This window comes from Pseudomonas edaphica, from assembly GCF_005863185.1.
In the GTDB taxonomy this organism is placed as follows: domain Bacteria; phylum Pseudomonadota; class Gammaproteobacteria; order Pseudomonadales; family Pseudomonadaceae; genus Aquipseudomonas; species Aquipseudomonas edaphica.
Map to the genome: position 1 here is coordinate 1 of NZ_VBVZ01000200.1, position 9,857 is coordinate 9,857.

Annotated in this window: 11 protein-coding genes; 9 read left to right on the top strand and 2 right to left on the bottom strand. The window is 59.3% G+C overall.

Annotated elements, in window-relative coordinates; genetic code table 11:
* From FEM54_RS15035 to FEM54_RS15055, 5 genes are all read left to right on the top strand, one after another.
* The coding region (locus FEM54_RS15035) for a 7TM domain-containing protein (RefSeq protein ID WP_276614570.1) at nt 1-192 on the top strand (192 nt) is incomplete at its 5' end.
* Complete coding sequence (locus FEM54_RS15040) at nt 192-1,178, top strand: alpha-L-glutamate ligase-like protein (protein ID WP_017134738.1); 987 nt, start codon at nt 192-194, stop codon at nt 1,176-1,178. The genes FEM54_RS15035 and FEM54_RS15040, both read left to right, overlap by 1 nt.
* Before the next feature lie 168 nt (nt 1,179-1,346).
* Nucleotides 1,347-2,690 carry an aminodeoxychorismate synthase component I gene (gene pabB, locus FEM54_RS15045; protein WP_138451667.1) on the top strand — a complete coding sequence of 448 codons (1,344 nt, stop codon included), beginning with the start codon at nt 1,347-1,349 and terminating at the stop codon, nt 2,688-2,690.
* A gap of 227 nt (nt 2,691-2,917) precedes the next feature.
* Nucleotides 2,918-3,193: a type II toxin-antitoxin system HigB family toxin gene (locus tag FEM54_RS15050; protein ID WP_138451669.1), complete on the top strand. Its 276-nt coding sequence runs from the start codon at nt 2,918-2,920 to the stop codon at nt 3,191-3,193.
* Nucleotides 3,194-3,219: 26 nt separating this feature from the next.
* Nucleotides 3,220-3,576 (top strand): helix-turn-helix domain-containing protein, encoded by a 357-nt coding sequence (locus tag FEM54_RS15055; RefSeq protein WP_099548788.1) that lies wholly within the window; start codon nt 3,220-3,222, stop codon nt 3,574-3,576.
* Nucleotides 3,577-3,685: 109 nt separating this feature from the next.
* On the opposite strand, the gene thrH is transcribed toward FEM54_RS15055, so the two are convergent.
* Entirely contained in the window at nt 3,686-4,303 is a 618-nt protein-coding gene (gene thrH / locus FEM54_RS15060; protein ID WP_017134734.1) for a bifunctional phosphoserine phosphatase/homoserine phosphotransferase ThrH, read from the bottom strand.
* A gap of 151 nt (nt 4,304-4,454) precedes the next feature.
* On the opposite strand from thrH, the gene FEM54_RS15065 reads away from it, so the two are divergent.
* The 3 genes from FEM54_RS15065 to FEM54_RS15075 all read left to right on the top strand — a co-directional run bounded on the left by FEM54_RS15065 (nt 4,455) and on the right by FEM54_RS15075 (nt 7,920).
* Nucleotides 4,455-5,189, top strand: coding sequence for a phosphoadenylyl-sulfate reductase (locus FEM54_RS15065; RefSeq protein WP_017134733.1), 735 nt, complete (start codon nt 4,455-4,457; stop codon nt 5,187-5,189).
* 465 nt (nt 5,190-5,654) lie between these two features.
* Nucleotides 5,655-7,184, top strand: coding sequence for an NCS1 family nucleobase:cation symporter-1 (locus FEM54_RS15070; protein WP_017134732.1), 1,530 nt, complete (start codon nt 5,655-5,657; stop codon nt 7,182-7,184).
* A 13-nt stretch (nt 7,185-7,197) separates the two neighbouring features.
* The gene (locus FEM54_RS15075) at nt 7,198-7,920 is read left to right on the top strand and encodes an aspartate/glutamate racemase family protein (RefSeq protein WP_099548786.1); all 723 of its coding nucleotides are present in this window, start codon (nt 7,198-7,200) and stop codon (nt 7,918-7,920) included.
* Between the two features lie 201 nt (nt 7,921-8,121).
* On the opposite strand, the gene FEM54_RS15080 is transcribed toward FEM54_RS15075, so the two are convergent.
* Entirely contained in the window at nt 8,122-9,045 is a 924-nt protein-coding gene (locus FEM54_RS15080; protein ID WP_138451671.1) for a LysR family transcriptional regulator, read from the bottom strand.
* Between the two features lie 105 nt (nt 9,046-9,150).
* On the opposite strand from FEM54_RS15080, the gene FEM54_RS15085 reads away from it, so the two are divergent.
* Nucleotides 9,151-9,857, top strand: a 707-nt coding sequence (locus FEM54_RS15085) for a 3-oxoacyl-ACP reductase family protein (RefSeq protein WP_138451674.1), incomplete at its 3' end; no start/stop codon positions are given.

Consider the following 9,857-nt stretch of genomic DNA (forward strand, 5'->3'; position numbering starts at 1 on the left):
GCCGTGGGCACACTGTTCGCCGCCGCCCTGGCGCACATCATCATGAGCGTGCCGGAGCTGGTCTACTTTGTGTTCACCTTCCCGGCCATCCTGTTGATCCTGGTGGGTTTCATGCTGGCCATGGGTCGCTATCGCGGCTATCGCCTGACCGAGCTGGTGCGTTTCAAGGCCTTCCTCAAGGCTGATTCGTAATGTTCGGCTTCTGGAAAACCTGGAAGGCCCTCGAAGCACGAGGGATCATGGGCATCAACCGGCGTAACGCCGACTACGTGCTCAAGTACAACAAGCGCAGCCTGTACCCGATCGTAGATGACAAGATCATCACCAAGGAACGGGCGATTGCGGCGGGCATCCATGTGCCCGAGATGTACGGGATCATTTCCACCGAGAAGGAAATCGACAAGCTCGACGAGATCATCGGCGGGCGCAGCGACTTCGTGATCAAACCGGCCCAGGGTGCCGGCGGTGATGGCATCCTGGTGGTAGCCGACCGGTTTGAAGGGCGCTACCGCACGGTGTCCGGCAAGATCATCAGCCATGAAGAAATCGAGCACCAGATCTCCAGCATCCTCACCGGTTTGTACTCCCTGGGCGGCCACCGCGACCGCGCACTGATCGAATACCGCGTGGTGCCCGACCAGATCTTCAAGAGCATCAGCTACGAAGGCGTGCCGGATATCCGCATTATCGTGCTGATGGGCTACCCGGTGATGGCCATGCTGCGTCTGCCGACCCGCCAGTCCGGCGGCAAGGCCAACCTGCACCAGGGCGCGATTGGCGTGGGTGTGGACCTCGCCACCGGCCTGACACTGCGCGGCACCTGGCTGAACAACATCATCACCAAACACCCCGACACCACCAACGCGGTGGATGGCGTGCAGCTGCCCAACTGGGACGGGTTCATGAAGCTCGCGGCCGGCTGCTATGAGCTGTGCGGGCTGGGCTATATCGGCGTGGACATGGTGCTGGACCAGGAAAAAGGTCCGTTGATCCTGGAGCTGAATGCGCGACCGGGGCTGAATATCCAGATCGCTAACGACTGCGGTTTGACGTTGCGTACCCATGCGGTTGAAGCGCGACTGGACGAACTCAAAGCGGCTGGCGTGACCGAAACTGCGGAAGAACGGGTGAAGTTTGTGCAGGAAATGTTTGGGCATATTCCTGCGGTAGAAGGCTGATGGCCTCATCGCAGGCAAGCCAGCTCCCACACGCGATCAACCAGTGGGAGCTGGCTTGCCTGCGATAGCTTTCTGCTCTATCCAGCTATCACCGACATCCCCTCTAGGACCAAACCCTTCAGGGGACTACAATCGCCACCCCCACGCCAACAGCTGATCCACCCTGCAATGTCGACCTGCTCCGTACACCCGCTGCCCTACCGGGCCAACCCCGCCGACTACTTTGCGGCGATTCGTCATGCCCCCGGCGCAGTGCTGCTCGACAGTGGCCGCCCGGCTGCCGAACGCGGGCGTTATGACTTGCTCAGCGCCTGGCCGCGAGCGACATTGACGGTTGCGCCTGACGAAAGTGGCGGTGATTTCCTGCAACGCTTGCGGACAAACCTGACGCAGTTGGGCGAAGCGGATCTGCCTGCAGGTTATGCGCTGCCGTTTGCTGGCGGCCTGATTGGCTACTTGAGTTATGACTTTGGCCGGCACTTGGAGCAAATGCCTGATTGGGCTGTGGATGACCTGCACCTGCCGGATGCGCGCTTCGGGCTGTATGCCTGGGCGCTGATCAGCGATCACCAGGCACAGACCAGCCAGTTGGTCTTTCACCCCGCGCTGGCCGACAGCGAACGGCTGCGGTTGGTCAACCTGTTCGGGCAACCTGCTGCTGAATCATCTGACACCTTCAAGCTCAATGGTCCCATGGCACCGGAGCTCACGCCCGAGGCCTACCGACAGGCCATCGCGCGTATTCAGGACTACATCCAGGCGGGCGACTGCTACCAGGTCAACTTTGCGCAACGTTTTCGCGCGCCCTGCAGCGGCGATCCCTGGGTGGCGTATTGCGCGTTGCGCGAGGCCTGCCCTACACCGTTTTCCGGGTTTCAGAGCCTGCCCGATGACGGCGCGGTACTCAGTCTGTCGCCGGAGCGATTCGTGCAGATCAGCATACGCCAGGTCGAAACCCGCCCAATCAAAGGCACCCGCCCGCGGGGTTTGACGCCAGAAGAAGACGCCGCCAACGCCGCCGAACTTCTGGCCAGCCCCAAGGATCGCGCCGAAAACCTGATGATCGTCGACCTGCTGCGCAACGATCTCGGCCGCACTTGCCGCACCGGCTCGGTGAAAGTGCCGGAGTTGTTCAGCCTGGAAAGTTATCCCAATGTGCACCACTTGGTGAGCAGCGTGACGGGGGTGCTGGCCGACGACAAAGACGCCCTCGACCTGATCGCCGGCAGCTTCCCTGGCGGCTCCATCACCGGCGCGCCGAAGATTCGCGCGATGCAGATCATCGATGAGCTGGAGCCGACCCGACGCGGGTTGTACTGCGGCTCGCTGGTGTATCTGGATGTACGCGGCGAGATGGACAGCTCCATCGCAATCCGCAGTTTGCTGGTCAAGGATGGGCACGTGAACTGCTGGGGCGGTGGCGGGATCGTGGCGGATTCGGAGTGGGAGGCGGAGTATCAAGAGTCGCTGACCAAGGTGCGGGTCTTGTTACACACTTTGGAAAACCTGTAGCACCCCGCCTTTCCTGGCGCTCGTACGCGGCGCCCAGCGACAGAAAAAACCTGAATCAGAATGGCTGTGGACGCAGTATGAGCGGGCGGATAGCGTCCGGCTCAGACCGTCCACCCGCCACCTGTGAAGGATCACATGAAGCGAATGCCTACTCGTCAGAAATTATTTCCGGGATTGCATCTCACACGAACCCCACCTAACATCTCCCAAATTGGGAGGGAGCAGCGATGCGGATAATCGCCCTCTCTACCTTAAGGACATTCTGGGAAAGCCATCGCGCTTATACCGATGCCAAGACACCGCTGGTCGAACTGTATCGCCATATGGAGAGGACCACTTACACAACGCCACAGGCGCTCAAGGCAGAGCTTGGAACGGCGAGCATTCTCAAGGGCGGCAGAGTTGTTTTCAACGTGGGCGGCAACAAGTATCGAGTGATCATGGCGATCGACTATCAACGACAGCTGGGGTTCGTGCGTTTCGTGGGACCCCATATGCAGTAAGACCAGATAAACGCGGAGACCGTGTGATGAACATCAAACCTATTCATTCCCAGGAAGACCTGACCGCTGCGCTTGCGCGTGTGGAGCAGCTTTGGGGCGCGGACATTGGCTCGCCAGAGGGTGACGAGCTGGAAATTCTTGCCGTGCTTATTGAGAAATACGAGGCGGAACACTTTCCCATGCCGCCTTCGGACCCAGTGGAGGCGATCAGATTTCGCATGGAGCAATTAGGCATGACTGCCCGTGATCTGGAGCCCTTTATCGGCACCAGTGGGCGGGTGTCAGAGGTGCTGAACCACAAGCGCAAGCTGAGCCTGTCGATGATCAAGCGGCTGCATGAAGGCTTGAGCATTCCATATGAGCGGTTACTGGCCGGGGTTTAGGCAGTGGCCGCACGGGCCTCATCGCGGGCAAGCCAGCTCCCACAGGTTGACCGCATTCAGTGTGGAAGCTGGCTTGCCTGCGATGGGGCCATCAACAGCGCTGAGTCACTTACAGGCTCAACTGCCGATTCGACGCCTTGATGAACGCTTTCTTCAAGTCCTCAAAGGTATGCACCGCCGGGAACTGCGGGAACTCGCGAATCACGTTTTCTGGCGCATGGAACAGAATCCCACGGTCAGCTTCACCCAGCATCGTGGTGTCGTTGTAGGAATCGCCAGCGGCGATCACGCGGTAGTAAAGGGTCTTGAACGCCAGCACGGATTGGCGCTTAGGGTCTTTCTGACGCAGTTGATAGCTCACCACTCGATCATTTTCATCAGTGATCAGGCGGTGGCACAACAAGGTCGGGAAACCCAGCTGGCGCATCAACGGCTGGGAGAATTCGTAGAAGGTGTCCGACAGAATCACCACCTGGAAGCGTTCGCGCAACCAGTTGACGAACTCGATGGCGCCGTCCAGCGGCTTGAGGGTCGCGATTACTTCCTGGATATCGGCGAGTTTGAGGCCATGCTCGTCAAGAATGCGCAGACGCTGCTTCATCAACACGTCGTAATCGGGAATGTCACGGGTGGTTGCCCGCAGGGATTCAATACCGGTTTTTTCGGCGAAGGCGATCCAGATTTCCGGAACCAGCACCCCTTCCAGGTCGAGACAGGCAATTTCCACAAGACACTCCTATTGGATGTTGTTAGTTGAGCGAGCAAAAGGACTGCCGAACTCTAGCGATTCAAGCGCGACGCCGCAACGCAGAGCGGATTTTGATACCATCACTCCCCTATAGAGCGCTCAGCGCCACTGACCTGTAGGAACCGTCCTGATGAACCAAGCCTTCGACGTCGCTGAACTCGCCGCGACTTATGCCAACAAATCCGCCCAGGACATTCTCAAGCTGGCATTCAGCCAGTTCGGTGATGACCTGTGGATTTCCTTCAGCGGTGCCGAGGATGTGGTGCTGGTCGATATGGCTTGGAAGCTGAACAAGAACGTCAAGGTGTTCAGCCTCGACACCGGCCGTCTGCACCCGGAGACCTACCGGTTTATCGAGCAGGTGCGCGACTTCTACAAAATCGACATCGAGCTGATCTCGCCGGACCAGAGCAAGCTGGAACCCTTCGTCAAGGAAAAGGGCCTGTTCAGCTTCTATAAAGACGGCCATGGTGAATGCTGCGGCGTGCGCAAGATCGAACCGCTGCGGCGCAAACTGTCCGGCGTAAACGCCTGGGCCACCGGCCAACGGCGCGACCAAAGCCCCGGCACCCGCAGCCAGGTGGCGGCGCTGGAGATCGATACAGCGTTCTCCACCCCGGAGCGCACCCTGTACAAATTCAACCCGCTGGCGCAGATGACCAGCGAGGAAGTCTGGGGCTACATCCGCATGCTGGAGCTGCCCTACAACAGCCTGCATGAGCGCGGTTTTATCAGCATCGGCTGCGAGCCCTGCACCCGCCCGGTATTGCCTAACCAGCATGAGCGCGAAGGCCGCTGGTGGTGGGAAGAAGCCACGCAGAAGGAATGCGGGCTGCATGCCGGGAATATCATCAGCAAGGCTTGAGGGCTGACGCGGTAAAATGTGGGAGCGGGCTTGCCCGCGATTGCGGTGGATCAGTCACTTATAAGTCGGCTGAGAAGCCGCCTTCGCGGGCAAGCCCGCTCCCACATTTTGTTTTGGGCAGCCCCTAGAATGTACACACTAATGTAACCATAAGTGCCATTTATGTGTGCAATCCGTATTCTCCCGCACCAAAACGTAACACTCATTTCCTAACGCTGCTTCCCTCTTAAATAAAGCGCCTCCCCACAAAAAATAAATACCTGTTCAATCGGTCAATTTATATTGCTTTTAATTCAGCAATTTATTCAACAGACCTATAAAAACGAAATTAACCCTGATTTTCATAGACCCAAAACTGGCACGCATGTGGCTTAAGGTGAATTGCTCTTTGTATACAATAAATACAAAACATACATACACTTTGCCATCTGCAGCGTTCCTGCAGATGCGCCGGAGCCTGCCGGAATGCGTACAAGCCTCTCGAATGACATCGCACTGGATCTGCCCTCCTCCGCCCTGAATCTCGAGGCCGCAAGCCCCGGCCCATTGGTGCTCAGCCCGCGCCTGCATAACAAGGACCTGGCTCCCACCAAAGCCGAAGGACGACGCTGGGGGCGCTACAGCATCTTCGCGTTGTGGACCAACGACGTGCACAACATCGCCAACTATTCGTTTGCCATCGGCCTGTATGCGCTGGGCCTCGGCGGCTGGCAGATTCTGCTGTCCCTGGGGATCGGCGCAGCGCTGGTGTATTTCTTCATGAACTTGTCGGGGTTTATGGGCCAGAAAACCGGCGTGCCGTTTCCGGTGATCAGTCGTATCAGTTTCGGCATCCATGGTGCGCAGATCCCGGCGCTGATCCGCGCGGTGATTGCGATTGCCTGGTTTGGTATCCAGACCTACCTGGCCTCGGTGGTTTTCCGTGTATTGCTGTCGGCGATTCATCCAGGATTTGCCGACTATGACCACAACTCCATTCTCGGCCTGTCGACCTTGGGTTGGGCGTGTTTCATCACGATCTGGTTTGTGCAACTGGCGATCCTGGCGTACGGCATGGAAATGGTGCGCCGCTATGAAGCCTTCGCCGGGCCGGTGATTCTGGTGACCGTGGCTTCGCTGGCCGGTTGGATGTACTTCCAGGTCGGCGGCAATATTGCCTGGTCGATCCGCGAGCCTTTGAGCGGCGGCGAGATGTGGCGCAACATCTTTGCCGGTGGCGCGCTGTGGCTGAGCATCTACGGCACGCTGATCCTCAATTTCTGCGATTTCGCCCGCTCCTCGCCGTGCCGCAAGACCATTCTGGTCGGCAACTTCTGGGGCTTGCCGGTGAATATCCTGGTGTTTGCCGCGATCACCGTGTTGCTCTGCGGCGGGCAATTCCAGCTCAATGGCCGGGTGATCGAAAGCCCGACCGAAATCATTGCGGCCATCCCCAATACCTTCTTCCTCGTGCTCGGCTGCCTGGCGTTCCTGATCGTTACCGTGGCGGTGAACATCATGGCCAACTTTGTCGCGCCAGCCTTTGTGCTCAGCAACCTGGCGCCCAAGTACCTGAACTTCCGGCGGGCCGGGCTGATCAGCGCCACCGTGGCGGTGCTGATCCTGCCGTGGAACCTCTACAACAGCCCGCTGGTGATCGTGTATTTCCTCTCCGGGCTGGGTGCGCTGCTGGGGCCGTTGTATGGGGTGATCATGGTCGATTATTGGCTGATCCGTAAAAGCCAGGTGGATGTACTGCAACTGTATAGCGAAGACCCGAATGGCGTTTATTACTACAGCCGTGGGGTCAATTTACGCGCGGTCGCGGCGTTTATTCCTGCGGCAATCATCGCCATTCTGCTGGCACTGTTGCCCGGTTTTGCCAGCGTCGCACCGTTTTCCTGGCTGTTTGGCGCCGGTATTGCAGGGCTGTTGTACTTGCTGATCGCCAAGCGCCAAACGTTCTACGCCGATGTCAGCGGCGAAAGCATTGCAGTCGATAACGCCAGTCATTAATCAAGGACATTCCATGCGCATCCTCGTGGTCAACGTCAACACCACCGCGTCAATCACCGACACCATCGCCCAGCAGGCGCGGGCTGTGGCTTCACCAGGCACCGAAATCGTCGGGCTTACCCCGTACTTTGGCGCCGAATCGGTGGAAGGCAACTTTGAAAGCTACCTGGCCGCCATCGCCGTGATGGACCGGGTGATGGCCTACGACCAACCGTTTGATGCGGTGATCCAGGCCGGCTACGGCGAACATGGCCGTGAAGGCTTGCAGGAATTGCTCAACGTGCCGGTGGTGGACATCACCGAAGCGGCGGCCAGCACGGCGATGTTTCTGGGCCATGCCTATTCGGTGGTCACCACCCTGGACCGCACCGTGCCGTTGATCGAAGACCGCCTGAAACTCGCAGGTCTCTATCAACGCTGCGCCTCGGTGCGCGCCAGCGGCATGGCGGTGCTGGAGCTGGAAGAAGACCCGCTGGCCGCCATGGAAGCCATCGTGCGCGAGGCGGAGTTGGCCATTCGCGATGACAAGGCCGAAGTGATCTGCCTGGGCTGCGGCGGCATGGCCGGGCTGGATGAGCAGATTCGCCAGCGTACCGGCGTGCCGGTGGTAGACGGCGTCACGGCGGCGGTCACCATTGCCGAATCGCTGGTGCGCCTGGGGTTGTCGACGTCGAAGATCAGGACTTACGCAACGCCAAGGCCGAAGAAAGTGATCGGCTGGCCAGGCCACCGCTGAAGGCATCCATATTCTCCTGTGGCGAGCAGGCTTGCCCTGCGTTGGGCTGCGCAGCGGCCCCAGTAAACACACTGAAGTTCCTTCTGAAAGTACTCAGCGCCTGGATTTGGGGCTGCTTCGCAGCCCAACGCAGGGCAAGCCTGCTCGCCACAACGGGCGCCTTACTACAGACGATGGCCGCGACTCGGTAGATGGTAGTGATCAAATCGCGATGAACACTTGCCCCAGTTTCTGCTCGGCAAACTGCTCGATGATGAAATCCACAAATGCTCGGGTCTTGCCGGGCAGCAGTTTGTGTTCGGCGTAATAGATAGAGATGTTGCCGTCGTCGACATACCAATCGGGCAGTACGCGTACCAATTTACCGCTCGCCAGCCAAGGCACGGCAAACGGCATGCTCACCAGCGCAATGCCCAACCCCTGGTCTGCCGCGACGCAGGCCGCCTGGGAATCGCTCATGGTCATGCGCGCCTTGAGGTTCAACGGGCCGTGCTCGCCGTGGCGACCGGTCAGTTGCCAGGAACGCACACGGCCGGTTTGTGGCGAACGAATCAGGATGCCATCGCAGTGCTCAAGGTCTGCCGGCTGCACAACCTCCGCATGTGCCGTCAGGTAATCGGGCGAGGCCACCAGCACTCGATGCGCCGGCGCGAGCTTGCGTGCGACCACCCCCTGAGGCAGCTCAAACCCACCGCCCAGTGCGGCGTCAAAGCCCTGCCCAATCAGATCGACCTGACGGTTATCAAAATGCCAGTCGGGGCTGATACCCGGGAAGCGCTTCAGAAACTCGCCCAGCAACGGCACGATGTACAAACACCCCACCACGGTGCCCATGCTGACTTTCAAGGTGCCCACCGGCCGCCCTTCGGCGCTGGCCAAGTTAGCCACGGCATTCTGGATGGTGGTGAGGCTGGCGCTGACTTCTTCGAGAAACAGCTTGCCGGCTTCCGTCAGCGTCAGCCGCCGGGTGCTACGCTGAAACAGCCGAACACCCAGGCGTGCTTCCAGCTTCGCGACGCTTTTACCGACTGCCGCCGGGGTCAAACTCAGATGCCGGGCGGCTTCGGCAAAGCTGCCACCTTCGGCGCTGCGCACAAAACATTCGATACTGCCAAAGCTCTCCATATCGACCACTCTAAACTTTTGGTTTACACAGACTATAGCAATCACGGTCTACCGGCTTGGGTGGGTGAGGCCGATACTCGGTCCATCAACTACTTGGAGAACGACATGACCACACACAATCTCAGCGGCAAAGTTGCATTGATCCAGGGCGGTTCCCGCGGTATTGGCGCCGCCATCGTCAAACGTCTGGCAGCGCAAGGTGCAGCCGTTGCTTTTACCTACGTCAGCTCTGCCGCCAAGGCCGAGGCACTGCAAAACAGCGTGATCAGCGCAGGCGGCAAAGCCTTGGCCATTCAGGCCGACAGTGCCGATGCCACGGCGATTCGCAACGCCGTCAACGCCACCGTCGAAGCCTTTGGGCGCCTGGATATCCTGGTGAACAACGCCGGTGTGCTGGCCATCGCGCCACTGGAAGATTTCAAGCTGGAAGACTTCGACCAGACCCTGACGATCAATGTGCGCAGTGTATTTATCGCCACTCAGGAAGCGGCCAAACACATGGGTGAAGGCGGCCGCGTGATCAATATCGGCAGCACCAATGCCGAGCGCATGCCGTTTGGCGGTGGCGGGCCGTATGCGATGAGCAAGGCGGCGCTGGTGGGGCTGACCAAGGGCCTGGCACGGGATCTGGGACCGCGTGGCATCACCATTAACAATGTGCAGCCTGGGCCGGTGGATACCGATATGAACCCGGCAGACAGTGAGTTTGCAGCGAGTTTGATTGGCTTGATGGCGGTTGGGCGGTATGGGCAGGTCGAAGAGATTGCCAGCTTCGTGGCGTATCTGGCCGGTCCGGAGGCGGGCTACATCAC

Excerpts from the sequence above, each read along its gene's own strand:
- FEM54_RS15070 (WP_017134732.1), top strand. The coding sequence starts at position 5,655 with ATGCGTACAAGCCTCTCGAATGACATCGCACTGGATCTGCCCTCCTCC.
- FEM54_RS15075 (WP_099548786.1), top strand. The coding sequence starts at position 7,198 with ATGCGCATCCTCGTGGTCAACGTCAACACCACCGCGTCAATCACCGAC.
- FEM54_RS15050 (WP_138451669.1), top strand. The coding sequence starts at position 2,918 with ATGCGGATAATCGCCCTCTCTACCTTAAGGACATTCTGGGAAAGCCAT.
- pabB (WP_138451667.1), top strand. The coding sequence starts at position 1,347 with ATGTCGACCTGCTCCGTACACCCGCTGCCCTACCGGGCCAACCCCGCC.
- FEM54_RS15040 (WP_017134738.1), top strand. The coding sequence starts at position 192 with ATGTTCGGCTTCTGGAAAACCTGGAAGGCCCTCGAAGCACGAGGGATC.
- FEM54_RS15065 (WP_017134733.1), top strand. The coding sequence starts at position 4,455 with ATGAACCAAGCCTTCGACGTCGCTGAACTCGCCGCGACTTATGCCAAC.
- FEM54_RS15055 (WP_099548788.1), top strand. The coding sequence starts at position 3,220 with ATGAACATCAAACCTATTCATTCCCAGGAAGACCTGACCGCTGCGCTT.
- FEM54_RS15080 (WP_138451671.1), bottom strand. The coding sequence starts at position 9,045 with ATGGAGAGCTTTGGCAGTATCGAATGTTTTGTGCGCAGCGCCGAAGGT.